The following is a 24,994-nucleotide window of genomic DNA, read 5'->3' on the forward strand; positions in this document are numbered from 1 at the left end:
CATTAAGCAGATAAAACCTGTGTTATGTTCTTAATGACGTTAGTATCGCTTAAAATTCTTCTGTGACCAAGTCCTTGTGTTTCAATTAAGGTGTTTTTTTCTTGTTGTAAGTACTGTGTCACATCGTCGAATGGGGCATATCTATCTTGACGGTCATGAATAAACGTTAAATCTAAGGCTAATTTATCGCGATTATTCTCAGTGGTTAATTGCTGCCATTTTTTGCCGTGTTGATGACTAATACTTTCTAATACTCGGGTGAGTAATTTTCTTGAAATCCCCGCTTGCTCTACTTTTTCAAACATTAATTCAAAAAACTTAATCGGAGAGGAGATTAATATTACCTTCTTACTTTCTAGTAAATAATTGGGCAGGTTTAGCGCAGCGATAGCGCCCATCGAATGACCAATAATTGCGTCAACCTCGATACGTTCCTCATTAAACTGTTCAATGAGTAACTCAAGCGTCTCGATAAAGCTGAGTAAATTTGAACTATTGCCAGAGGACCTTCCATGACCGATATGATCTATTGCCGCAACGGTATAACCTTGTCGGGTTAAGCTAAGGATCATTTGATCGAAGCTGTTGCTGTTATCGCCCCAACCATGGCTGGCGATAACAACCCTATCGCCTGAACCGAATAAATTAACATGGGCTATGCCCATTGATGTTTGCAGGTTTAGCTCTTTGTCTGGTTTGATATGCTCAAAATAATATTCACGTCGGCTATAAGGTTTCATTAATATTGTCTCGCCGAGCAACGCACTAAATTTCGGCGCTAATGTGCTTAATGTCGAGGTGATTCCTCGTGCGATTGACGTCAATCCAAACCGCGAACCACTTTTGTTAAAGTAACTAAATTTCATTATTTATGCCCACAGTTATATCTATAGTTAAGTCCAATGTTATATCCAAAATTAAATCCATATTAATGTCCACCCAATAAAATAGTACGACTGTGTTATTATAATAGTTCGACTGTACTATTTTGTAAAGGGCTTTATTAATTCTTACGGTTTCTTAGCGGAGGATGGCGGAAGATTGTTGTGTTACTTTGAAGGGATAAGTGTGCACGGGCTTCAGTTTTATTAGTAACCACAATGTCTGTATTATGGTTGTTTTGAGTGTTAATAAATCGTTTTCTGTCTATAAGTTGTTGTTAAGGTTATTTTCCTCAAGGTTGCCATTACTGTATTTAGGCAAGTCATTACTGGGTAAACGCTTTTTAAACTCACGCCTAAGAAAGCAGAAACTGACCAATGCTTGAATACAAACTGTAGCGACAGAGACATACCAAAGCTGTTCTATTTGAAAGTCACTTTGTTTTGATAACCAAAGAGCAGGCAATATAAAAGTGATTAAACGGGTAGCGGTACTGAGTAAAGCGGGCATGGTATTACCCAGCGATTGAAACATTCCTGAACAGGTAAAAACCAAACCAGCGGGTACAAAGTTCCAACAAATCATTTGCAAAAAGATCACGCTAATCAAGATCACTTCTTTATCATCAGAAAAACCTTTCAGCATTAATTCCGCTTGGGTTAAGCAAACTAAAGTGATAACAGCCATTAATGAGCAGGTCATAATGGCAGTCCAAGTAAAGGTTTCTCGCACTCTTTGGTAATTTTGTGCGCCAAAGTTTTGCCCTGCAATCGCAGGTGCGGCAAAAGCAATAGCCATAGCGGGTAAAAATAGCGCTTGCATTACCCGCGATCCAAGACCAAAAGCAGCTTGGGCATCAGCGCCAAAAGGTTGAATTAACCAATAAATAGCGGCCATATAAATAAACATCAAAAAGAACTCTCCACCGGCAGGCAAGCCAATGGGCCACTAGATAAGCTTTATTGATTGTAGTATATTCCTGCCCATACTGGTCCACACAGAGCTATTAAACCATGAGCAAACCAACATTAATAAACTATTCGCGCATTAGTACAACCAAGCAAACAAGCGGTACAGGACTAGCGCAACAGCAAGACATTGAAGTAATGAATCAACTATCGGATAAGTATCAGCTAGAAATTGATTCACGTACTTTTAGTGATGTTGGTAAGTCAGCTTTTAAAGGGTCCCATTTAGAAAACGAATTAGGCCGATTGATAGCGTTAATTAGTTCTGGTGATATTGAACCTGGTTCAATCATTGTTATGTTTTCCTTAGATAGATTATCGCGCCAGCATTTAACTAGTGCAGTCAGTCTATTATTAAATATCATATCTAAAGGGGTAGGTATTCACACCACTATTGATAATCGTCTATACGTTAACGATTCAGATAGTTTAATGGCTGATTTAATGATGAGTTTAATAGCCTTTGCAGTAGCAAACGAGGAAAGCGTTAAAAAGTCTACACGAACTAAAGGTAACGCTATGAAGATAATAAACGAGCATCAAAGCGGAAAGCGCAGCCCTGATGGTTTCGCCTTTGCTGTTAAATCGGTTGGCTCGCATCCTTGGTTTATCAATACATCAGATGGAACGGTAAAACCTGATAGTTATTACTTTCCAATTGCCCAGGAAATAGCAGCACTTTTAATTGATGGTTTATCACCTATGAAAGTAAAAGCTATTATAGATAGTAAGTACGATGCTAAAAATACGGCTACCTGGCGTATTGATTTAATACGAAAATTGCACGTACAAGGGTCATTAACAGGTGATAGAGTATTAATAATGGATGATGTGACCCATACATTAAAAGGGTATTACCCTCGGTTATTATCAGATGTTGCAGCGTACCAGCTTGTTAAGATACGCGAATCACGCGCAATACCAGCAACAGAAAGCAACAGAGTATCATTGTTAACAGGAATGAGTATTTTTGATTGTGCTTGTTGTGGCGGTGCTGCTGGTTCGGCTATCAATACAAAATCTGTAGTTAGTTATTTCTGTAGACACGCACGTAAAAAACAAGCAACTAACGGTTGTACAGGTTGGACTGTTCGAGCGGATTACATCGACAAAGCTATAGTTAATATTTGTGCTGATGAAATTGGTAAGCAAGCAAATAGAATTGATAACTCACAGCAAATAGCTACTATTGAATTAGATATATTAACTAAGAAAAACAAGATAGCTGAGTTTAATACTATTGCATTAGAAGTAGCGCTTACTGTGTCCCTAGCTAAATCAATGGCGACATTGGAGCAACAGGTAAAAGAATTAGATGCAGCATTGATCGAAGCTAACGCAATAGCGGAAATTGATACTAACTCATTATCTGAACAATGGGACAACATTAAAGATATACCGAACCAATCAGATATTGCAGCTAGGGTCGAGTTAAAGCAGATGATACGTAAATCAATTTCACATATCACCGTAACTAAAAATGATGGATATTCCTGTTTTACAATAGAGGTTAACTTAATCAACGGGCAGTCTCGATCGGTTGATTGTATTAAGGGTAAGTTAAGTAAAACCTATTCAACAGGAACTATACAGCACAGTATTGATGGTGGTTATATGAAAGAAGTTAAAACAGGTATGTCTGATTTTATTGGTTCACACGTACATGAGCAGTTACCTGTCATTGATGAACTGTAAACAGTGAGCCAATAATATTAGCCTCGATACACCATAGCCCTAACACCTGGGCTATTTTCCACCTCTACAGCCCAATAGATTCAATGGGACCAGCCAAACAAGCAAATAGAGTTTGCTTAATTGTTAAGGCTGTTAACTATATCAAAGGATTGTTTTAATGGTTCTGTGTGGCTCTGTCGAATCCATTATTAAGGTATTGCTGTATTTTCCCAGGTGTTCTAGTCTCAACCTGTTTTATTAGTCGGTTGCGAAAGTTTCGCAACTTAACCTCCTGGTAAGGTCGAAAACTTTTCGCCCTTATGGCGTAAAGTCCTGCAGCTAAAATATAACTGAATATGTTGTTATCAGTAAAAGTTCACAACTGATTAAATAATACACCAATATCCGCTGTTACACTTCTGTTACTACGTGTCCAATACTTGTCAGTATCGGACATAGTGCTACAGCCCTTTAAAATGACCCCTCACTATGTCCACTTAACGAATAACTTGATATGCATAGTATATTCACTGACTTATGCAGCACCTATGCAGTTTTAAGCCCTATTTGTGGGTAGTTATTCATATGGTTAATTATCGCCCTGTTTTTGTATGTTTGTACAAAAAGGTCGATTAAATCAATAAATAGTAATTCGTTACGTATGGGTTACGGTTTCTCAACACTTACTTACAGTTACTACAAGTATTCACTATACAATCCAGGAATTAAAAACCACACAGATAGTAAGGTAAAAAATAATGAGCAACATCACGTTAAACGGTCTTAACGATTCTTTGTGTAACCACGTTATCGAAAATATTCTAAGTTCAAAAATAAGGATTGATTGTTCATTGAACCAGGATGAAATTATGGAACTGATAAGCGGCAGTTATCCCCATGACTTTGATTATTCCATTGACTACAACAGTGAAGCATTATCAGTTATGGATAATACAGACCTCACGAATCATGATTCTGTTTTGTATGGTTTAGATGATTTAGATTTTAGCGGCCTAGATTCATCATGGGCATGTTTGAGGCATGAAGCGCAATTGATAGTTAATAACGTGCTGCAGAGCATCACTAGCAGCGTTATAGCCTCATTAGCTGAAGAGGTTCACAATACCACTAGCTGCGCTGAAACGCTCGGTTTTACTGGTTCATTAGGCTTTAGCTCTAACTACCTATTGGGATATTGCGCGCATGAATCAGAATCACTTGAAGGTGTCGCGATATACAGAGGGGCCTATCAGGTTGAAAGTGAACTTGATGGAGTAGAACACGTTATAGCTAATGGTTTATGCGCTAGCGCTTGCTGGACTGCTGAAGCGTGAACACTGTACACCAGCTAAGTGAAACAGAGTTTCAAGCGTTGCTATCTGCAGCTAACGGGAATGTTAAAAGGGTATTGATAGCTAAAAGAAACTTTGAATTATCACTTATAGAAAGAGGGTATAAATTAACCTCTATTTATAAAGGGGACTCGGTAAAGGTTAACTTGCAATGCGACAAGGGCCACGGCTACAGCGTTGCACCATACACTTTTAAACAGGGTCACGGTTGCCCAGACTGCACAATGCAAAGCCCTAAAATAGCTAAAGCCTCATTTACTGCACTTGTACTATTAAGAAATCATGTTCAGTTATCTGATTATGTGAGTAGTAAAGCAAAAGTAAAATTAAAGTGTGATAAGGGTCACGTATTCCAAAGTACACCAGGGACCTATATACAAGCTGTAACTGGCTGCGCTACCTGCTCTAAATGTTCCCCTATTTCAGCAAAAGAAAGCACACTAAAAACCCTAAACGCTAAGGGATACACCCCTTTAAGTCAGTACGTAAACGCTAAAACTCGCATGAATGTTATGTGTGATAAGGGGCATGAATTCGATATTACCCCAGATAAAATCAAGCTAGGTAGGGGGTGCAGGGTGTGCGCTGGTAATTGCCCTATCAAAGCAGGAATTGATTTTAAAAATATGGTTATCAGTCGTGGGGAAATCCAGTTAAGCGAATATAAAGGCGATACGGTAAAGGTAAAAATTAGGTGCGAAAAAGAACATGAATATTTAATTATACCTGGCTCTTATAAGGTGGGTAGAGGCTGCGCTAAATGCGCTAAATATGGCTTTAACCCGAACGAACCAGGATATATATACATTCAAGAAATAACCTTAAATAGTGAGGTTCAGGGGTATAAGTTCGGTATAGCATTCGACCCAGTAACAAGAATTAAGAGCATTCGATTTTCGTCAATATTTAAACATAGAATTATATTTACCCATAGGTACGACCTAGGCCGCGATGCCTTAAACCTTGAAAATATAATCAAGGGCCAGTTTAAGACTAGCCATTTATCTAAGCAGGATATGCCACAAGGATTTACTGAAACAATATCCCCAGGTGATTTAGAGCCATTGATTAAAGTAATAGAAACATTTAACCAGCAATTAACTAAGCCAGGAATAGCAGCATGAATAATTTAAAAGGTATCTCACGACCTAGAAACAGTACGTCCATTGCCAAAAGAAAGGCACATGCTGCAGCAAATGCAGAGCATTTAATAAGTGTACATGACAATTTAATGCATACACGGCCCAGTTACCTGAAAGCTAGAAACACAATGATTACGCAACTCAATAGCATTTTGAACCACTAAAATTAACAGGAACACTTATCATGATTAAGTCAGTATCACTTATTGCTATTAGCTCATTGGCTCTATGTATGACAGCACAAGCAGTCCAGTTTATACACCCGTTAGACTTTGATAACAGCTTAGTACAACGTAAAGAAGTAGCGGCTTACATTCGTTATCAAGTTAAGGAGGATTACTGTAATGGTGCGGTTGATATGTGTCAGCCCTCAATGTTACGCATGATGGAAAATCAAAACTTATCCTCATTTAAAAAGCTTATGTTTGCTGAAGATCGAAAGATACTAGACCAGGTAATTGATACCTACTGTGATGGTGTTCTTGATATGTGTAGTTATTTCAACTTAAACATGATGTATCGAACCGACCTAAAAGCAAGCAAAAAGACATTAACCTGGTAAGGAATTAAAACAATGAATAACGATTATCAGTATGGCTATCAATGGTCGTCTATGACTCAGGGCCGTAGCTATAGCGGCATTAATGATGGTGCAAAGGATAGCCGCATAGAGTCAGAAAAGAATATAAGAGCGGCAGAAGATCGACAGCTTAAACGAGAACTACACGCAGAAAAGTTAAAAGGTAAATCATGAACCAGTTAATAAAAATACTCGCTCTAAGCTCATTGGCTCTATGTACATCAAATGCTTACGCTACAAGCGGTTCGCTTGATGCTTTCAACTGTCATACGGATACGCGCATCAATCATTATCATTGTCACCAGAGCGCAATTAAACCAGCACCTAAAACGGGATATAGGAATGATGGTGGCAAAGCTATTGTTGAAGCTTTCCAGGCATACGCTGACAAGGTTGAAAGGGATGAAATACGGGGCAATAGCAGAGGGGGTAAACGTCAACGTACAGGTGACAACTTTAAAGCAGGTAAGGCCCAAAGGGTAAGCGATACAGAGCAAGCGCGTAAAGATGAATGGTTCAAGTCTCGTATGGCTGAACTGAAAGCAGAACAGAATAATAAATAACAAAAAGTAAGGGCGCAACAAGTGACAACTAAAAAACAAGAAAAGAGAAACGGAATACCAAAACCTAAAGCTGGTTGTGTAGGTCGTGAAGTGTGGAATCGAATTGATATTATTATCAAGAAAAATCATCCTCAATACTTCCCAAGTGTAAAAGCATTAACTGATGATTTAAAAGAACAGGGCCGTGATTACGGTTCCCATGTAATAAAAAATACTAGAGCTAGATATAAGAAATTCCACGACCACGCAGAAAAGGAATTAGCAGCAGGTTACACAAGTCATAAGGTAGAAAAGAAAAAAGAAAAGAAGGTGATTATCGGTATAGCTGCAGAGCCTGTAATCGAGCCTGAAGCCGTAGAAACTGAAGCCGCGACAACTGCACTTGCTGAAGTGGTTCACGAGGTAATAGGACCTATTGAGGACCCTTATCTTGAAAGTTTTATTGAGTTCCAGCAGTTCAAACAGTCCATGAAAGCCAGGGGCCTATAAACAATTTATCCAGGTCTATGAAAGTAGCCCTTCATCAAACTACCCAGGAAAATGAACCATGAATAATTTAAGCGCAGAATTAAACGCAGCACTACACGGTGCGGTATTTGCATTTAGTAAATGCAATATAGATTTAGAGGGGCAGCTATTTAACAACCATGATGTAACAGGGTTTACCCCTAAGTTACCTGGTGTGGTTATGGGTAACGCTAAATGGATTTCTGATTACGCAGTATGTAAGCAAGATAATTTATTTTTTATGCGCTTAATAAACATTAATGATATGCGCGCAGAGTGCCTAAACCATACCGCCAACATACCAGCAAAAAGAAATGATGGGTCCTGGTATGTATCTTTTAATACTGTAGAAGAATTAGCAGTATTCATACTAGCAAACAACCACTAAACCAGGAATTGAACCATGAAGAAAATAATACTATTAGCCCTGGCAGCGGTAAGCTTTACAGCGCTAGCCCATGATTATGATGGTAATGATTATGATACAAGCACGTTATACATGGCTATCTGGGAAAATGAAAGCAAGGTAAGCGAGTTGCAAAGTAAAGTAAGTGACCTTGAGGACCAAGTAACAAAACTTATCCGTACAGTTAGGCAACTAAAAAACGAACACTAAACCCGTACTACATAAATATAACTTAATAATCAGGATTATGAACCAGTGAAAAAAGTATTAATATCTGCAGCAATAGCGCTTACCTTAACGACAGCAGCACAGGCACAAGAAAGTATTGATTGTGAATTCCTTGGCAAGTACGCAGGGGCGGTCGCTTTCGCTTATCACTATGACCCATTAATAATAGATGAACACTTGAAGTCTGATGTAACAACAGAGAACCGTAAAAACATCATACTTAACTTTTTAAATACTAAAATGCTTTTGGATACCGAATCATACAACGGACAAGCAGCAAGCTTTAAAAAGTCCCTGGTGAAGAATGTAGAAGATTATTATACAAATGTTGTTCTTGTAGAATGTGAGGCTAACGGGTCTATTGTGATAAAGCCTAAATAGGATACCACTAGAATAAATCACAGTAAGCCCCTCCGATGGTTAACCCACTGATACACGATTTTGTGCGCGTTAACCTCAAAGCTTTTTTTTATATTCTCCATAATCAATGGAGCGTACCACTAGTACAGGCTGCCCTTTAAACCTGAACTGGGATGATGATATATCTCGAATGGTTTACCTACCTAGAATGGCTCGTTTAGGGTCTTTAACGCACCAAGTCAGCACCTATGGTACTAGCAATGTAATCAAGGGGGTATGCCTGAGGTAAAACCACTTGCTATGGTGACCCAGCCGTCCCTAAATTTTACACGTTTTATAAATTATATATTCATTCCCCCCGTTGATGATAAAGACATCAATGTCCAGGGGTAAGACAGTTTTGTCCAGGGGGTATGCTGAAGGTAAAAACCTTTGGTATTGTTAACACGCTGATACTAAATTTTGTATAAATCAAACTTTGAAACATTTAAAAGCCCATTATATGAATAGTTATTCATGGGGGGTAGAGTTCTAAAAACTTGCCCCATGTAAAATTCAGATGCGGTGTGTTAACAATAATGATTCGATTTACCCCAGCTATACCCCCTAGGGGGCAAGGGTATACCCCTAATTAATGTTAGTCATACCATACATAGGAGCATCATTTATACGCCCTACATTAACGCATAGGGCCTCTACATATATGAATAGATACCTATCAATTACGTATACCTAATCATACTGATACATCCTCGAACAAACTCAAAGCTTTCTTAAAGTCTGCTACCTGCTTAATAGACTTCATACCCTCGATACCTAATGCCATAACATCACGATAGTTAGCCTTACTATTCAATAGCTCTATGACCTGAGCCAATAGTATTAAGGTGGTGGTGTCCTGGTCATAGCCCTTGTGATTCATCCAGGCTATAGCGCGCTGTGTTGTGGTACTGGTCCTACTATCCCTGGCATTAGCTATCGCTTGTTCTGCCTCTGTTGGTGCTACTGTGCAGCCGTGTACCTGTAGGGCCATGTGTACGCTATCAGGGTTAAGGTGATACTGTGCTGCTATCTCTTCTATAGATAGGCCCTTGTTATACTCTTTTACTACTTCTTTAGAGCTAATCAATATTCTATACCTCGGTATTGTGGCAACATGCAGCACCGCGCTAGTGGTGTGCTGCCGTTGCTGTATAAGTAATTAAACTAAAGGAATTGAGCCATAAATATAACACCTGGAACTATTGTTAATTGTTATGGTTCGATCTTGTTATATAGTCGCTGTCCCAACAAGCCAGCGCAGCAAGCTGCTGCTTGTCGGGTCCCTGCTAGACTAAATTAATAGTGTAAGCGTAGGGTGTAAGGTAAAAAGTGTAAGGTAAAAGGGCAATTCCCTCTATTAAAACAATAGAGGGTTTTTCTCTATCACTATTTTGTTGCTAATGCTTTCTTGGCGCTAGGCGAATTCATAAACCCAGACACCACACCCCTGGACCTATCAACAGCTTTAGCTATCTGCGTGTTATTTTTACCATCACGTTTTAATGCAATAGCTTTTTCTTGCCAGGTTGAAATGTCTTTGTTTTCTAGTGCCGTTAATCGATCGTCTGTTATATCCTGGCGCACAGTTGATACTGTTGATTGTATTTCTAAGCGTTTTACACGGTCCTCTAGGTTCAATATTCTGTCGTGTGCTGTCACTTGTTTAGCCACAATATTAACCGCCTTGTTTAGTGTTGTGGCCTCTGCAACATCTGCCACAGAATAAATATTATCCCTTTTCATTGCCTCGATTTTAGCTATAGCAATGGGACCCCCAAAAATATGCATTCTACTGTAAGCAAAATTATGATTTTCTTGAAGTTTTCGTCCACTATGTTTAACCTTTTCTAGCCAGTCAGCCGCAACATGATTATCTTTTCCAGTGGTGGCAACAATAGCCACTATATTTAAAGCTGTATTAGCATCAACGCCACACAGCAACAGGTCAAATATTTCTATGCAGTTTTGTTGCATTAGTTTATAAAATATTCGTTCTGGGTCCTCTTCAAGTAGTTTCTCTGTAATCTCCTGTATTAGTTGGGTTTCTTTGCTTGCGTACTCTGCGTTAATAGCGGTGATTTTCTTTCTTCTTTCGGCTTGTTCTAGTTGCAGTAACTCTCTAGGGTCTGTAATTATTGCTGTCATAACTATTCCAGGTAATTTAATAGGTTTTATGTGGTGCTTTCGCCTAAATGACTTATTAATTGTGGTGTCCTTGCCCATACTGTGAAAGCTGTTTACGACCTAATACCAACGCTTTCAGGTGATAACCTCTCAACCATTCCGTTTCTATTGTTGGGTCCTCGACAGCGTTCAAAGCTTTGTTAAACTCATTAGCATATAATTCATAATCCAGTAATAAATTACGGTTGTATTGTTCTGCCTCCATACCTTTAGATAGAAAAACACCATCACGGTTAACGGGGTAAGCCTTACCAGTTAAGCGCGTAAACTCCTGGTAAAGCTCTATATATTGGCTATCGGTTGTAACTTGGTGCTGTAGTAGTTTTGGTTTAATGATACTCACTGATAAACCATCCTTTTAATACTTGTACAATTAGGTCAACGGGCGCACGTTCTGCCCCTCTCATTGCCCTTAAACGGTTTAGATATGCTATTGCATCAATAACAGGATAAACACCTTTTAGAGCGTGCTTTGTGCCTATGGTCATAGCTGCATGTTTGCTAAGTTCATTGGCGAAAGTATTAATATCATTTGATACTAAATCCTTACCTGTTTGGATAGGGCATAACCCAGGAGAACCAGCAAGTAATAGCATGGCAATGTATTGCTCTAACTTGTTATAATACCTTGTGTTTGATTGGCTGCTATCGGTACGTGTGCCTGGCTTATCGGTAGTAGCCTTACTAATTCTAGTCACTGAGCTATTAAGCATAATAACCACCGTGTTTAATTGCTTTAGCGACTCGATACAAACCGCGCTTTAGTGTTGTTTCCTCTAAACCATCAGCAACAGCTATTACCTGTTCTGATTTAGCTTTACAGAAAGCCCTATACGCCTCTATTTCAGTATCAAACGTACCTAAATGTATTTGTATACGATTAGCAGAATAAGCAGCCGCAAACCGCTTTTTATTAATCTTAACGCCAGCAGGTAACCCTGATTTATTCGGGGTAACCTTAACTATACTTGCTATAGGCGTAGGCACGAATAAGCAGAACTCAGGACAGTAAACCCTGTTATTAGGTAATACTAATCTAGCCGTTAGTGCATGGTTCTTAATGTAATTCAAATCAAACCATACTTTAAACACGCTAAACCGTTGCCACTCAGGGCAAACAATAAAACCTTTGTGTTTATGTTTAGTGCTATAGCAAAGAGCTAGCATATCGTGCCAGGTTCTATAAGCAGGGCAAACGTAAGGTACACCGTTAACTGTTGGTTTAACCTGGGATGTAGAGTCGTTAATACCCACACCAAACAATATAGATTCTTTAGGGTTCTTGATTTTGATAATAGGAAAGTCAGCCATTAACTAGCACCTCTTTCAGCAACTAACAGTTTAACGATCGCTTTCATTTCATCGTCAGACTTTCCAGCCATAATAGCGTGGATAACTGCATCAAGTTCAACGCTTGACCATACGGTAGTCTGTAGTGCTATCTTAACACCTGCTGGTATCAATCCTGCTTGAATGCGTTTGTATAGGGTCGCTTTACTGATACCAAGTTTTTCAGCAGTTGCTTTAGAGCGTAATAATTGTAGATTGTTCATGTTTAAAAGTACTCACAAAGTTGTGTGAACTAATAATAATTGTGGGTGATTGGTGGGCAGAAACGAAAAAAGCCACCAGTATAAGTACACCCTAATGATTATCATTAGTTAGTGAACTTACGCTAAGTGACCTCTTAATAGTGGTTTTAGTAAGTCGCTAGGTTTTATTACCTAACTCCGCTGCCTTGTTACTTTTGTAACTGCGGTTGGCTTAATGAAACGGATAGTATCGGCCTCAATAAGTGATAGCAAACAATAACTGGTATTTTAGTACTGTTCGATTAGTCGCTAATCGGTTGTAAACTTAAATTACTGCCTGTGGTTAACGTATGGGCGTGTAAGCTGCTTAAATAAAATATTATATCAATGTGTTCGTTATTTTATTTTACGGCCTTTACTGCCTATTTAAGTGGGTTGTAGGGGGTATGTAAAGACAGTCTTGTGGTTGATTGGTAGACCAATTCACCATTAGGTAGGTTTTATTGTTATTTGATGTAAAAGATAGCCTTATGGTTTATAGGTAAGCCAATAGCGAGCAATTTTTTAATGCACGGTATATCAGCATGCCATAGAGAAAAATCAATGCTTACGTATCTCTTTGTTGTAATAAAGTAATAACATAACAGCATTACTGCAAAGACAACCGATATTGAACTAGCAAAACCAGCACCGGCAATACCCATGGCATAACCAGAGCCCCAACCAGCAATCAAAATAGGTGACAGAATAATATTGAGTAAAATAGACAGCGTTTGAATAACCATAGTCGGTTTGACAATACCTGTTCCACGTAGCGCAGAGCTGATAGAAACCATCATAAATTGCAACGCCATACAGGGAATGAACCAGTGTAGGTAAGCTAAGCCCATGGTCACAGTTTCAGGGTCTTGTGATATTAGGTTGAGGTAAAATTCTGCTCCGATATAACCAATGATACAAACAATGACGCCAAGTACAGTAGATAACATCATCGATTGGTTGAAGGTGAGGTTAGCGTCTTGTTGATCTTTCGCGCCTACGGCATGAGATATGAGCGCAGCAGTACTAACATTAAGTATTTGCGTAAGAGCGAAGATTAAAAACATCGCATTACCCGCTAAGCTCAGTCCGGCGAGTGCAGCGGGGCCTAACTTACCAACAAAATACAAATCAACAATGAAATACAGTGTTTGAATCAGCATGCCTATCATCATAGGCAAGGCCATCGAGATCAAATGTTTAGGAATTGAGCCTTGGGTAAGATCTTTCATTTTTGATGAAATCCGTTTGTGAATGTTTTTAAGTCAAATGATTAAGGTAAAGCTTACTCGCACTTTCAGATGATTTTGTGCGCCAACACTTTATCGTTTAATTGTAGGAGGCGAAAAGGCTGCTTGTACATCAGCACCAAAAAGTTGAGTGAACTAATAACTACCGGCTAGCTTTGATGGATTGTTGATTTTATGTTAACGCATTAATCTATTTATAGATTTGTACACTTTAGAACAGTATAAGCACATTGTTTGTATATTTTATTTATACACCGTGATGTATAATCACCGAAAAGTTAAATCAAAATTGTATGAGGCTCATTGTAATGTTAGCCTTTCATCAATAATCAAGGAACAACAATGTTAATTCTAACAAGAAGAATAAGTGAAGTATTGATCATCAATGATGATGTCAAAGTAACAGTGCTAGCTATACAAGGCAATCAAGTTCGCATTGGTATTGATGCACCTAAGCATGTTTCAGTTCATCGTGAAGAAATATACAACAAGATTCAAGAAGAGAAAAGCACTACTTCTGGTGATACTTTGGTTGAACCAGAACAGCCAAAAAACCAGGTTCAACAAGAGCAAGTAACGACTACTTTTGATACTTTGTTAGAGCCAACACAGCCAAACAACAAGATCGTCAATATAGTTTTTAAGAAGTCTCGCAAGGTTGCTTAACCAGCCATTGCAGTAATTAATTTAGTTAGAAATAATTAGAGAAAATAAAAAGTAGCATTAGTAGTAGCGACTATCGTATTCACAGATGCAAAGGGGTTATTCGCATCAGGTTGCCACTCATTTAATCAAAGTAATACCAAGTACATTAATTAATTGACCACTTAGCGAGAATTAAAAGGCTTAGAGGCAAGGCATTGATTGAAGCGAATGGTTATTCAGGAGGATGTGCTCCTGCATCCTCTAATAAGCTGTATCCATGCAGCGTCCTTCTCAAAATCAATAACGCAGCATGTAAGCCTTTTAAGCTCGCCCTTTGGGAGTTTATTAGCAAACTAATAACTGCTCAAAATTAAAGAAATATAGAATGACTATGTTTAAGTAATTCTGATTGTTTTAAGCTCGCTAATATAACTCTAAGTTGATTAATTTCTTAGTGTAATTGGTATAGAGGAAAATAATTTTGAATAAAGCACTGGAGCTATTTCTAGCTGATGAAAAAAACAAACGTACAGTCACTATTCTTGAATCATTACTTGATGGAGTTTCTGTCATTCAAATAGCAAGTAAGCAAGATGTAACTCGTGACGCCGTTTATAAGGTCAAAGAGAAATACATTAAGTAAGGTGAAATTTATTCCCCTTACACAATGTCTAAAGGTTGTCAGTACAACTAGGCATTAATAATTAACCACCTTTTGAGGTGGTTTTTTTATGCCTGAAATTTAGTGAGGCATAACAGGATCCGTTATATCTATCGTTAATGGGGAATAAAATCACTTTTCGTTGCTAATCTAATCCAAATCATTAAATAAATATTAAATACATTAATCTAAATTAGCATTTCAAACGTACGTTAATTTAAAGAGGCTATTGATATATATTTTGGATGCTATTTGAATAATTTAATGATGTTTAACCTAGTTGTTTTTAACCTTGCCTGGTTTGGCTTGGTTTATTGGGGCAATACTTTTATTCCCTTTAGCCTGTTATTGCTTAGTGCTCACTTATATTTTATAGCAAAAGTACCGAGTGAATTATGGTTAATACTGTCGATAACCGTCATTGGCATCTTTATCGACTCACTATTTCAATATTCCACTGTTTTTATTTTTGCTAACAGTAATCACATTCCGTTTTGGTTGATGGTGTTATGGGCTTGTTTTGGGGCAACTATTTGTCATAGTTTACAATTTTTAGCTAAATCTAAAGTCTTACAACTACTGGTTGGAGCATTATTCGCACCATTAAGTTATATGGCAGGTTACAAATTTGAAGTGGTTGATTTTAGTTTGTCACCGCTAATAACATACTTAATATTGAGTTTTATCTGGGCATGGTTATTTGTTTTATTTTTCGCTTTAAAAGATAAATTAGTCAACGTAGAGGTGAGCCATGTTTAGAATTCCTTATTATTTATTCTCTGCACATTTTTCGTGTTTTTGCTTGATAACAATTTGTTTGTCACAAAATGCGGCCTTTGCAAAAAGTATGACTGATGCAATGACGTTACCCAACAATTTTAAAAGCACTCTGGATACACGAAAGTTTGTATCGATTGGTGAAACGACCTTTTCTTTTTTGTTTTGGGATCTCTATAAAAGTCAGTTACTGACAACATCAGGAAAATATCCCATTGAAATAGAAAAAGATAACTTACTGCTGGATATCAATTATTTGGCTGATATTTCGAGTGATGACCTTATTGAAAGAACCATTGAGCAATGGCAACACCTAGGCATAACGCCAGAAAAATACCAAGATTATTTGCCGGAACTAAAAGCTATTTGGCCAAATATTACCGATGGCGATAGTTTAACTTTGCTTATTCACCAAGGACGCAGTGTTTTCTATTTTAATCAGCAATATGTTGGCGTTATTAATGATGCCAAATTTGGGCAAATGTTTTTGGCTATTTGGTTATCTGAAAATACCAGTGAACCAAGCCTTCGCCATGAATTATTAGGAGGTATCAAAGATGAATAAACTTAAGCATTTTATACTTATAGCAATGGTTAGTGTGTGTATCTCTAGTTGTTCTACAGCTTTAAACGATTATCAAGAGACTGAAACCCCTTTTGATATTAAGAATTACTTTGATGGTCAGGTTATCGGTTGGGGTATGGTTCAAGATTACTCTAATAAAGTAAGTCGACGCTTTTGTGTTGAAATAGTGGGCAGTTGGCAGGGCAATGATGGCGTGCTTGCCGAAACATTCTACTTTAATGATGGTGAAGTCAGTTATCGAAACTGGCAATTATCAAAAAAAGTCGATGGTAGCTACCAAGGGCAAGCGGAAGATGTGGTAGGAACAGCCCTTGGTAAACATCAGGGCTTTGCTTTTCAGTTTCAATACCAATTATCATTAGTTGTCGAAGATGAAACTTATCAAGTCTTTATGGATGATTGGATGTATCAACTAGACGAACATCGGGTAATGAATAAAACCTCAATGAGTAAGTTAGGTATTAACGTTGCGGAAGTGACATTGTTTTTTGATAAACAAACACAAGTACAAACCTGCCCAAATGGCAACTCGATATAAATACACTGTTGTTAGGAGTAAATTTTTTGCTCTGTTTTTACTCTGACAGTTGTATAAATTAACATTTTTATTCATTAACGTATGGATAGATATAAACCAGAAAGTGATACTGCTATGAACGAAACAACTGTGACCTTACCCATATTCCCCTTGCCGGTATTCTTATTACCAGAGGGTGTCACCAAGTTACGAATATTTGAACCTCGATATTTAAAGATGATGAGTATTGCCTCATCGAATCAAGGCTTTGTTATTTGGTTAAATGATACCAGTATTAATGCCGATGATAAGGGCGAAAATATGCAGTGGGGTAGTTGGGTCGACATCATTAATTTTGATCAAGGCGACGATGGTATTTTAGAAATTGACGTTAAATGTAAGTCGTTGGTCGTTATTAATAGCGTAGAGCAAGACAATGATAATTTACATTTTGGTGATGTTAGCTATATAAAGCATTGGTCAGATATGAGTACAGATAAAGCAACGAGTGAGCTATCAACATCGCTTGAAAGTATCTTTGCACAGAATGAAGCGCTTAACGCTCTATATCCCGAAAAACTTTTCAATGATAGCCATTGGGTTTTAGCAAGGTGGTTAGAAATACTGCCAATTGAGTTAGGGGTAAAAAATGACTTCGTTGTTAACCATAACTTTCAAAAGGCGAAATTGTTTGTTGAATCAATTATCTTTAGCTAGATTTTAGAAAGTATTTAAATATTTTTTAAATAACTTACGAATATCTTCTATTTAAAGTGATCCTGACATTTATTTGAACGTATAACCTAACATGTTTAAATAAATAGTGAGATGAAGCAATGCAGACTAACTTGCTAAGCAAAGAGACAAGTGCTAAATCTACTCATATGTCAGATAAAATAAATCACCCACAACTTTGTCAATGGCTTGATTCAGTTGCGCATAGTAGAGACAAACAAGCTTTCACTCACTTGTTCCAGTTTTTTGCACCAAAAATTCTACGTATTGCGCGTGGTAAGTTCCCTAATGAAGCGCAAGCCAATGAAGTAGTGCAAGACACTATGAGTAATGTTTGGCGAAAAGCACACTTATTCAATAAGGATAAGGGCGCGGCTACCACTTGGGTTTATACGGTAATGCGTAATGTTACTTTCGATATGCTAAGAAAAATTCAAGGCAACAAAGAAGATAACCTGAGCGATGATATTTGGCCTGTAGCTGAAAGTATGAGCTGTGAGACTGAAGGTTTTGATGATCATCTAGCTGATAAAAATTTACTCAGTGTCATAGAAAATCTACCGCAAGCTCAACAAGACGTTGTGAAAGGTTTTTATCTCAGGGAAATGTCACAAGAGCAATTAGCTGTTCATCTTAATTTACCGCTGGGCACTGTTAAATCTCGATTACGTCTAGCCCTAGGTAAACTCAAAGTACAGTTAGGAGAAAAACATGATTAACAATCACCCTAAATTTGAACTCATTCAAGCATTTGTTAATGGAGACTTACCTGCATCTCTATCTGCTGGTATCGCTATACACGCGGATATGTGTGTTGAATGTCAGAAAACGATTGCCCAATTTACTGAACAAGTGGCTGAAAATAGTTTTGAAGAAGAGTTTTTAGACCGATTCATTGTCGATGATAATGATGCATTAGAAAGTATCGCAGCCATAGATTTTGACCACATGATAAATGCTATTGTTGACTCTTCTGATATAGATGTTGTCGTGCCTACAATAGAAAAAAACATTAGCTTTAATGATGAAACTTATATTATCCCGACAGCATTAAATAGTATGGAACTAGGTAAGCATGCTCATATTGGCAAGTTAACGCGAACACGTATTCAGCTTAATGAAAACGAAATCCATACCAGTTTATTACATATACAGCCTGGTGGAGGCGTACCGGAACATACCCATAAAGGCTTTGAACTTACTGTGCTATTAGCCGGTTCATTTCATGATGAAAGCGGAGAGTATGTAAAGGGGGATTTTATCATGTTAGATGGCTCTCATCAGCATAACCCTGTTTCTACCAATGGTTGTCTTTGTTACACCGTTGCTAGTGCTCCACTACACTTTACTAAAGGCATAAATAAATTACTTAATCCGATAGGTTCTTTTATTTATTAACTTACTAAATCCATCAAGTTAACCATCAGAATATAGAAGGAAAAACACATGATTTATTCAGTTGATAAAAAAGAGATAGAAATTGGTATTAGCGCTTGTTTAATAGGTGAAAAAGTTCGTTTTGATGCCAGTAATAAACCGTCTCATTTTTGCATTAAAGAATTTTCGGCACATGTTACCTATAAATCATTTTGCCCTGAAGTTGCGGTAGGTTTACCTATTCCTAGACCCACTATTCGTCAAATAAAGCGTGGTGATATGATTCATGTTTCTCAAAAAGATGGCAGTGGTGATGTAACTGAGGCATTAAAGGCTTATGGCAAGAAAGTAGCGAGCATGACTAAATCATTAACGGGTTACATCTTTTGCGCTAAAAGTCCTAGCTGTGGCATGGAGAGAGTAAAGATTTATAGCCCTGAAGGTAACGCTTTACCTTCACATGGCATAGGAGCTTTTGCTAAGGAGATTATGGACGCTAATCCATTATTACCTTGTGAAGAAAATGGTCGTTTAAATGATCCGTTAATTCGTGAAAACTTTGTTGCTAGAGTATTTGCTTATAAACACTGGCAATTGGTCGTTGAATCAGGACTAACTAAACACAAGCTAACGACCTTTCATAGCCATTACAAATATACTGTAATGAGTCATGATTTAATCGCTTATAAAGAGTTAGGGCAATTATTAGCCAGAGCAGACTTAGCCCTTGAAGAGCAAGCATCACAATATATATTGGGGTTAATGACAGCACTGAAAATTATTGCGACACGTAAAAAGCATGCCAATACTTTGGCACATATTCAAGGGTATTTTTCAAAGCACTTACAAGCCAATGAAAGACAAGAGTTATGTGAACAAATTGATGCTTATCGTGAAGGTCTTATCCCGTTAATGGCCCCCTTAACGTTGATTAAACATTATTTATTGAATCACCCGAAAGATTACTTAACCCAGCAAGCATATTTGTCTCCGTACCCAGATGTTTTAAGATTAAGATACGCTTATTAATTACTTAGAATTTATTTTTAAATAGATTCTAAAAGTAAATTCTTAATCTGTAGCCTAGCTGATTTTTTAGGCTACAGATTAGTTATATAAGCTGGTTTTTTATTACAGTCTATTTTAATTTTATATTTCGCCTAATCTCTAATAATGCTTTCACAGTATATAAGGATCACCCTTGCTACTTTGGTTTCGTAATGACCTTCGAACACATGATAATCCGGCTTTACACTACTTTCTGAGTCAATCTGACTCAGAAAAGCCGCGTAAAGCCATTTTTTTTGTCAGTGAAAAAAAATGGCAACAACATGATTGGTCACCGATAAAAATAGATTTCGTTAAACGTCATGCTTATGCATTGGTTAAAGAGCTAGCACTGCTCAACATTGAACTCGAATTAATTAATGCCGATGACTTTAGCCAGCAAAAAGAATATTTAAGGGATTATTGTCAGCAACATAATATTACTGAAGTGGTCGCTAGTAGTGAGGTCGAGTTTAATGAACAGCAACGCGACAAAGCCCTATATTTGGAGTTAAAGGCTAGTGGTACTGCATTAACCTTACTTGAAGCTGACGTAATTGTGCCTAAGGGTAAAGTCCTTAATCAATCAGGTATTATGTATAAGGTTTTTACCCCGTTCAAACGTGCTTGGTTAACCTATGTTCAGCAAGCTGGTTTTGAGTATTTAGGCAAAGTATTAAATAGCTCAGTAAGGTTAGCTGTACCTTCTCACGCTAGTGACACAAATAAAGAGTGTGATAGTCAGGAAAGCCTTTCAAGTACCTGGCCATTAGCTACTTTTTTTGAACAACAAATACTGCCAAGCTTTTATCAAGAAAAAATTAGTACTTATAAACACAATAGAGATATTCCGTCAGTTAAAGGTACATCAGGTATTTCGCCTTATTTAGCTGCTGGCGTTATAAGCCCTCGTTATGTACTTCGATTATTACTTAACAAGTACCCCGATCTTCTACTGGCATCCGACAGTGAGGAGTTTTCATGGTTGAATGAGATTATTTGGCGTGAGTTTTATCGAAACCTGATTTTTCATGAGCCACGCTTATGTAAACATCAATGTTATAAAGAAAACTACCAAGGCGTGCAGTGGCATAACGATATCACCTTATTTAATGCATGGTGTCAGGGGAAAACTGGCTACCCTCTAGTCGATGCGGCGATGAGACAACTTAATCAAACAGGTTGGATGCATAATCGACTGCGGATGGTGGTCGCCAGTTTTCTTACCAAACACTTATTAATTGATTGGCGCTTAGGTGAGAAATATTTTATGCAGCACCTAATTGATGGCGATTTAGCCTCTAATAATGGCGGCTGGCAGTGGGCCGCTAGTACGGGGTGTGATGCCCAACCTTATTTTCGAATATTTAATCCAATAAGACAAAGCGAACGTTTTGATCCTAAAGGCAAGTTCATACGTAAGTATATACCAGAGCTTGAAAGTCTTTCGGATAAGGAAATTCATTTTCCTCATCAGTTTATTGCGGATAATAAACTCAATATTTATTGGCCTGCAATTGTGGACCATAAAGAAGCAAGGTTAAAAGCATTAGCTTTTTATAAAGTTTAACTTCGTAATTATAAAGAGTACTTACGCGCTCATTAGAATGCTAAAACAGCCGTTTCAAGGTGATAAAAATGAAAAGTAATACCGCACTTAATACGTTAGAACAGAGCATGCAAGGCTCACCTTTATGGCTCAATAATTTTGTTATTGTTTATCAAAAGTTATCAAAAGATAGTCTAAAATTATTGTCAGCAGTTTACCATGACAAAGTGACATTTATTGACCCTATGCATCACGTAGAAGGTTTTGACGATTTATATCAGTATTTCACCAGTCTTTATCAGAACTTATCTTCCTGTGAGTTTGTTATTGATGATGTGATGTGGCAAGACTCGCAAGCATCACTCTATTGGTCGATGACTTATCAACACCCCAAGTTAAATAAGGGGCAACCGGTAACCGTTCTTGGCACCTCACATATTAAGGGAGTGGACGATAAAGTGATATATCATCGAGATTACCTTGATTTAGGCGCGATGCTTTATGAACAATTGCCAATATTAGGTAAGCTGACTAAGTGGATAAAAGTTAAGGCAGCGAACTAATGAGCACTCAAACGGTTTTAATTACCGGTGCCACATCAGGTATTGGTTTAGCGCTATTTGAACAGTACGTTACTCAAGGTGCTAACGTGATTGCTTGTGGCCGTAACGAAGACAAACTTGCGGATATAGCCTCACGCGCTTTTAAAACATGTAACTTTGATATTACTCAGCCAGTACAAATAGCATCTGCAGCTGAAGAGATTGAAGCGCTAGATCTACTGATTCTAAATGCCGGTGATTGTCGCTATATTGATGATGCTAAAAACTTCGATGGTGAGTTATTTGCCAATATTATCGACACCAATCTTTCCTCCTTAGGCGCCTTACTACAATACTTTTTACCGAAAGTGAAAAAAGGTGGGCAAGTTGTTTTTGTCAGTTCAAGTGCCACTATTTTGCCTTTTCCACGCAGTGAAGCTTACGGCGCATCAAAGGCTGGCATGGATTACTTAGCCAATAGCTTACGGCTTGATTTAGTGGAGCATGGCATTGACGTTACCTTGGTACACCCAGGTTTTGTTAGTACGCCTTTAACCGATAAGAATAACTTTACCATGCCTTTTTTATTAACCAGCGAACAAGCCGCAACTCGAATTATTACCGGGATTAATAAGCATCAAAAATACCTACATTTTCCTAAAAGGCTGACACTTATGATGAAGATTTTTGCCTTTTTACCTTCATCTTTATGGCAGTCACTTATTACCAGAAAACATAACACCAATAAGGAAAGCCTATGAAGCACTTTGCAATTATTGGCTCAGGTATTTCCGGCTTAACCGCCGCCTATTTATTATCCAAAAAGCACAAGGTTACTGTATTTGAAAAAAATGACTGTATTGGTGGGCATACGGCGACGGTTGATATAGAAAAAGAAGGCGTAAAATTTGCCATAGACACCGGGTTTATTGTCTTTAATGATAAAACTTATCCTAACTTCTTAGCTTTACTTGATGAAATTGGTATAGGGAAAACACCAACTGAAATGAGTTTTTCGGTACACAATTGCCAAACAGGGTTGGAATATAATGGTCATAACTTGGATACATTATTTGCCCAACGACGAAACATTTTCAAACCGACATTTTGGTTGTTAGTTAAAGAAATCTTACGCTTCAATAAATTGTGCAAAAGTATTTTTGAACAAGAACAATATATTGATGGTTTAACGTTAGGTGATTTTTTAACGCAGCATAACTTTAGTGAGTTTTTTGCAGAGCATTATATTCTACCTATGGGCGCGGCAATTTGGTCGAGCTCATTAGCGCAAATGGAAGAGGTTGAATTTACATTTTTTGTAAAGTTTTTTCATAATCATGGCTTATTAAATATTGCTGACAGACCACAATGGTATGTCATTCCACAAGGGTCTCGTAGTTACTTAACGCCATTGTGCGCACCTTTCAAGGACGATATTCACGTTAACGCCAACATTACCGGCATTACGCGAAGTGATGACAAAGTACATTTACACTTTAAAAATGCAGCTAGCCAAACTTTTGATGAAGTCGTCATCGCTTGTCATTCAGACCAAGCACTCGCCTTATTAGATGATGCAAACGAGAATGAAAAAATGGTGTTGTCAGCGATGCCTTATAGTGCGAACACCGTTGTATTGCATACCGATAAGAAATTATTACCTAAACGGAAAAAAGCTTGGGCAAGTTGGAACTATCAGTTAAGCCATGACCGTAATAAGGCGGCTAGCGTTACTTACAACATGAATATATTACAGGGCATTCAAAGCAAACATACCTTTTGCGTAACCTTAAATCAAAAAGATGACATTGACCCCAATGAGATATTAAGAGAGTTCACCTATCACCATCCTGTTTTTTCCTCAGCCTCGATTAAAGCTCAACAACAAAGACATTTAATTTGCGGCCTTAATCATACACATTTTGCTGGCGCTTATTGGCACAGTGGTTTCCATGAGGATGGTGTAAGAAGTGCTGTTGAAGTGGCTAAACGCTTTGACTGTTATTTAGCGATAGATGATGAACATGCCTAATTCATTTAGTCATAGTCATATTTACCTCGGTAATGTGATACATCGACGCTTTAGCCCTAAAAAGCACAGTTTTGACTATCGTTTATTTATGCTGGCGCTTGATATTGATGATGTCGAAAAATCTCAAGGAAGCCTGGGTGTTTTTGGGTTTTCTTGGTATCGACCATTACGTTTTGTGGAAAAAGATTACTTAAAAGAAAACTCAAAAAATAGTCGAGCAAGTGATCCTTCTCCTTTACGTGAGCGTATAAAGAATAAAGTGCACCAATTAGCCGGTCATGCAGATATAAAAAGAATTGTGATGTTGGTACAAGTTAGGTGTTTCGGTATTTATTTTAGTCCCGCTAATTTTTATTTTTGCTACGACAGCAATGGTAAATGTACACAAATGCTGGCAGAAGTGAGCAATACACCTTGGAATGAACGCCATTATTACTTAATCAATTTGTTAAATGAAATAGATGATAAAACGACTAAAAAGATGTTTCAAGTTTCGCCGTTTATGGACTTAGCGATGACATATTATTGGCAGGTCACACCGCCTTGTTCTATAGACGATAAGTTACTGGTTAAAATTGAAAACAAAAGTATTGATGAACAAAGTGGCACAGTGAATAAACTATTTGATGCGAGTCTAGTAATGCGGAAAAAACCTTTTACTAAAACGAGTTTACTGCGAATTTGGTGTCAGTTACCCGTTATGACCGTGCAGGTTGTGTTAAGCATATACTGGCAAGCGCTTAAGTTATTCGTTAAACGTGTACCTTTTATTGGTTATCAAAAAGCTGACTAATAGCTTATCTTAAAGAAATAATGA

General features: G+C 37.7%; 32 protein-coding genes and 1 pseudogene. 24 read left to right on the forward strand and 9 right to left on the reverse strand.

Annotated features, from left to right (window positions below; all coding sequences use genetic code 11):
• Positions 1 to 2: 2 nt before the first annotated feature.
• Both CXF85_RS19795 and CXF85_RS19800 read right to left on the reverse strand, forming a co-directional pair.
• Entirely contained in the window at positions 3 to 866 is an 864-nt protein-coding gene (locus CXF85_RS19795; protein ID WP_101230373.1) for an alpha/beta hydrolase, read from the reverse strand.
• Between the two features lie 280 nt (positions 867 to 1,146).
• Positions 1,147 to 1,818: an MATE family efflux transporter gene (locus CXF85_RS19800; RefSeq protein ID WP_269801206.1), complete on the reverse strand. Its 672-nt coding sequence runs from the start codon at positions 1,816 to 1,818 to the stop codon at positions 1,147 to 1,149.
• 77 nt (positions 1,819 to 1,895) lie between these two features.
• Here CXF85_RS19800 and CXF85_RS19805 point away from each other — a divergent pair, with 77 nt between their 5' ends.
• From CXF85_RS19805 to CXF85_RS19855, 10 genes are all read left to right on the forward strand, one after another.
• Positions 1,896 to 3,545 carry a recombinase family protein gene (locus tag CXF85_RS19805; RefSeq protein ID WP_101230374.1) on the forward strand — a complete coding sequence of 550 codons (1,650 nt, stop codon included), beginning with the start codon at positions 1,896 to 1,898 and terminating at the stop codon, positions 3,543 to 3,545.
• Between the two features lie 848 nt (positions 3,546 to 4,393).
• On the forward strand, positions 4,394 to 4,858 hold the full coding sequence (locus CXF85_RS19810) for a hypothetical protein (RefSeq protein WP_101230375.1): 465 nt from the start codon (positions 4,394 to 4,396) through the stop codon (positions 4,856 to 4,858).
• 38 nt (positions 4,859 to 4,896) lie between these two features.
• Positions 4,897 to 6,000, forward strand: a complete 1,104-nt coding sequence (locus CXF85_RS19815) for a GIY-YIG nuclease family protein (protein ID WP_157829145.1) — start codon at positions 4,897 to 4,899, stop codon at positions 5,998 to 6,000.
• A 202-nt stretch (positions 6,001 to 6,202) separates the two neighbouring features.
• On the forward strand, positions 6,203 to 6,580 hold the full coding sequence (locus CXF85_RS19825) for a hypothetical protein (protein WP_198555718.1): 378 nt from the start codon (positions 6,203 to 6,205) through the stop codon (positions 6,578 to 6,580).
• Between the two features lie 12 nt (positions 6,581 to 6,592).
• On the forward strand, positions 6,593 to 6,772 hold the full coding sequence (locus tag CXF85_RS19830; RefSeq protein WP_101230378.1) for a hypothetical protein: 180 nt from the start codon (positions 6,593 to 6,595) through the stop codon (positions 6,770 to 6,772).
• Complete coding sequence (locus tag CXF85_RS19835) at positions 6,769 to 7,161, forward strand: hypothetical protein (RefSeq protein WP_101230379.1); 393 nt, start codon at positions 6,769 to 6,771, stop codon at positions 7,159 to 7,161. The genes CXF85_RS19830 and CXF85_RS19835 overlap by 4 nt, the downstream gene beginning before the upstream one ends.
• Positions 7,162 to 7,182: 21 nt before the next feature.
• On the forward strand, positions 7,183 to 7,650 hold the full coding sequence (locus CXF85_RS19840) for a hypothetical protein (RefSeq protein ID WP_101230380.1): 468 nt from the start codon (positions 7,183 to 7,185) through the stop codon (positions 7,648 to 7,650).
• A 58-nt stretch (positions 7,651 to 7,708) separates the two neighbouring features.
• Entirely contained in the window at positions 7,709 to 8,056 is a 348-nt protein-coding gene (locus CXF85_RS19845; RefSeq protein ID WP_101230381.1) for a hypothetical protein, read from the forward strand.
• 15 nt (positions 8,057 to 8,071) lie between these two features.
• Positions 8,072 to 8,284: a hypothetical protein gene (locus tag CXF85_RS19850; protein ID WP_101230382.1), complete on the forward strand. Its 213-nt coding sequence runs from the start codon at positions 8,072 to 8,074 to the stop codon at positions 8,282 to 8,284.
• Between the two features lie 45 nt (positions 8,285 to 8,329).
• Positions 8,330 to 8,683 carry a hypothetical protein gene (locus CXF85_RS19855; RefSeq protein WP_101230383.1) on the forward strand — a complete coding sequence of 118 codons (354 nt, stop codon included), beginning with the start codon at positions 8,330 to 8,332 and terminating at the stop codon, positions 8,681 to 8,683.
• A 715-nt stretch (positions 8,684 to 9,398) separates the two neighbouring features.
• On the opposite strand, the gene CXF85_RS19860 is transcribed toward CXF85_RS19855, so the two are convergent.
• The 7 genes from CXF85_RS19860 to CXF85_RS19890 form a co-directional block, all read right to left on the reverse strand.
• Positions 9,399 to 9,791 carry a hypothetical protein gene (locus CXF85_RS19860; protein WP_101230384.1) on the reverse strand — a complete coding sequence of 131 codons (393 nt, stop codon included), beginning with the start codon at positions 9,789 to 9,791 and terminating at the stop codon, positions 9,399 to 9,401.
• Between the two features lie 299 nt (positions 9,792 to 10,090).
• Complete coding sequence (locus tag CXF85_RS19865) at positions 10,091 to 10,849, reverse strand: hypothetical protein (protein WP_157829146.1); 759 nt, start codon at positions 10,847 to 10,849, stop codon at positions 10,091 to 10,093.
• Positions 10,850 to 10,904: 55 nt separating this feature from the next.
• Positions 10,905 to 11,231 carry a hypothetical protein gene (locus CXF85_RS19870; protein ID WP_101230386.1) on the reverse strand — a complete coding sequence of 109 codons (327 nt, stop codon included), beginning with the start codon at positions 11,229 to 11,231 and terminating at the stop codon, positions 10,905 to 10,907.
• Positions 11,218 to 11,601, reverse strand: a complete 384-nt coding sequence (locus CXF85_RS19875) for a hypothetical protein (RefSeq protein WP_101230387.1) — start codon at positions 11,599 to 11,601, stop codon at positions 11,218 to 11,220. Before CXF85_RS19875 ends, CXF85_RS19870 begins: the two co-directional genes overlap by 14 nt.
• A complete protein-coding gene (locus CXF85_RS19880) occupies positions 11,594 to 12,199 on the reverse strand; it encodes a hypothetical protein (protein WP_101230388.1) in 606 nt (201 codons plus the stop codon). Before CXF85_RS19880 ends, CXF85_RS19875 begins: the two co-directional genes overlap by 8 nt.
• Entirely contained in the window at positions 12,199 to 12,441 is a 243-nt protein-coding gene (locus CXF85_RS19885; protein ID WP_101230389.1) for a helix-turn-helix transcriptional regulator, read from the reverse strand. Before CXF85_RS19885 ends, CXF85_RS19880 begins: the two co-directional genes overlap by 1 nt.
• Before the next feature lie 485 nt (positions 12,442 to 12,926).
• Positions 12,927 to 13,691: an MATE family efflux transporter gene (locus CXF85_RS19890; protein WP_232771280.1), complete on the reverse strand. Its 765-nt coding sequence runs from the start codon at positions 13,689 to 13,691 to the stop codon at positions 12,927 to 12,929.
• 360 nt (positions 13,692 to 14,051) lie between these two features.
• Here CXF85_RS19890 and csrA point away from each other — a divergent pair.
• The 14 genes and pseudogenes from csrA to CXF85_RS19955 all read left to right on the forward strand — a co-directional run.
• Positions 14,052 to 14,228, forward strand: a pseudogene (csrA, locus tag CXF85_RS23200) (carbon storage regulator CsrA); the annotation flags it as partial.
• 607 nt (positions 14,229 to 14,835) lie between these two features.
• Positions 14,836 to 14,997 (forward strand): helix-turn-helix domain-containing protein, encoded by a 162-nt coding sequence (locus CXF85_RS22850; protein WP_157829147.1) that lies wholly within the window; start codon positions 14,836 to 14,838, stop codon positions 14,995 to 14,997.
• A gap of 270 nt (positions 14,998 to 15,267) precedes the next feature.
• Positions 15,268 to 15,774 (forward strand): DUF2878 domain-containing protein, encoded by a 507-nt coding sequence (locus CXF85_RS19900; RefSeq protein WP_101230391.1) that lies wholly within the window; start codon positions 15,268 to 15,270, stop codon positions 15,772 to 15,774.
• Complete coding sequence (locus CXF85_RS19905) at positions 15,767 to 16,357, forward strand: chalcone isomerase family protein (RefSeq protein WP_101230392.1); 591 nt, start codon at positions 15,767 to 15,769, stop codon at positions 16,355 to 16,357. Before CXF85_RS19900 ends, CXF85_RS19905 begins: the two co-directional genes overlap by 8 nt.
• Positions 16,350 to 16,916, forward strand: coding sequence for a DUF3833 domain-containing protein (locus CXF85_RS19910; RefSeq protein WP_101230393.1), 567 nt, complete (start codon positions 16,350 to 16,352; stop codon positions 16,914 to 16,916). Before CXF85_RS19905 ends, CXF85_RS19910 begins: the two co-directional genes overlap by 8 nt.
• Before the next feature lie 114 nt (positions 16,917 to 17,030).
• Positions 17,031 to 17,612, forward strand: coding sequence for an LON peptidase substrate-binding domain-containing protein (locus tag CXF85_RS19915; RefSeq protein WP_157829148.1), 582 nt, complete (start codon positions 17,031 to 17,033; stop codon positions 17,610 to 17,612).
• 119 nt (positions 17,613 to 17,731) lie between these two features.
• Positions 17,732 to 18,349: a sigma-70 family RNA polymerase sigma factor gene (locus tag CXF85_RS19920; RefSeq protein ID WP_101230395.1), complete on the forward strand. Its 618-nt coding sequence runs from the start codon at positions 17,732 to 17,734 to the stop codon at positions 18,347 to 18,349.
• The gene (locus CXF85_RS19925) at positions 18,342 to 19,028 is read left to right on the forward strand and encodes a ChrR family anti-sigma-E factor (protein WP_101230396.1); all 687 of its coding nucleotides are present in this window, start codon (positions 18,342 to 18,344) and stop codon (positions 19,026 to 19,028) included. Before CXF85_RS19920 ends, CXF85_RS19925 begins: the two co-directional genes overlap by 8 nt.
• A gap of 48 nt (positions 19,029 to 19,076) precedes the next feature.
• Entirely contained in the window at positions 19,077 to 20,036 is a 960-nt protein-coding gene (locus CXF85_RS19930; RefSeq protein ID WP_101230397.1) for a YbgA family protein, read from the forward strand.
• A 172-nt stretch (positions 20,037 to 20,208) separates the two neighbouring features.
• A complete protein-coding gene (gene phrB, locus CXF85_RS19935) occupies positions 20,209 to 21,624 on the forward strand; it encodes a deoxyribodipyrimidine photo-lyase (RefSeq protein ID WP_101230398.1) in 1,416 nt (471 codons plus the stop codon).
• Between the two features lie 68 nt (positions 21,625 to 21,692).
• Complete coding sequence (locus CXF85_RS19940; RefSeq protein ID WP_101230399.1) at positions 21,693 to 22,166, forward strand: nuclear transport factor 2 family protein; 474 nt, start codon at positions 21,693 to 21,695, stop codon at positions 22,164 to 22,166.
• Entirely contained in the window at positions 22,166 to 22,906 is a 741-nt protein-coding gene (locus tag CXF85_RS19945) for an SDR family NAD(P)-dependent oxidoreductase (protein ID WP_101230400.1), read from the forward strand. Before CXF85_RS19940 ends, CXF85_RS19945 begins: the two co-directional genes overlap by 1 nt.
• Positions 22,903 to 24,177: an NAD(P)/FAD-dependent oxidoreductase gene (locus CXF85_RS19950; protein ID WP_101230401.1), complete on the forward strand. Its 1,275-nt coding sequence runs from the start codon at positions 22,903 to 22,905 to the stop codon at positions 24,175 to 24,177. The genes CXF85_RS19945 and CXF85_RS19950 overlap by 4 nt, the downstream gene beginning before the upstream one ends.
• Positions 24,170 to 24,970: a DUF1365 domain-containing protein gene (locus CXF85_RS19955; RefSeq protein WP_232771281.1), complete on the forward strand. Its 801-nt coding sequence runs from the start codon at positions 24,170 to 24,172 to the stop codon at positions 24,968 to 24,970. Before CXF85_RS19950 ends, CXF85_RS19955 begins: the two co-directional genes overlap by 8 nt.
• Positions 24,971 to 24,994: the final 24 nt, after the last annotated feature.

It is taken from the genome of Colwellia sp. 75C3 (assembly GCF_002836255.1).
Taxonomy (GTDB): domain Bacteria; phylum Pseudomonadota; class Gammaproteobacteria; order Enterobacterales; family Alteromonadaceae; genus Colwellia.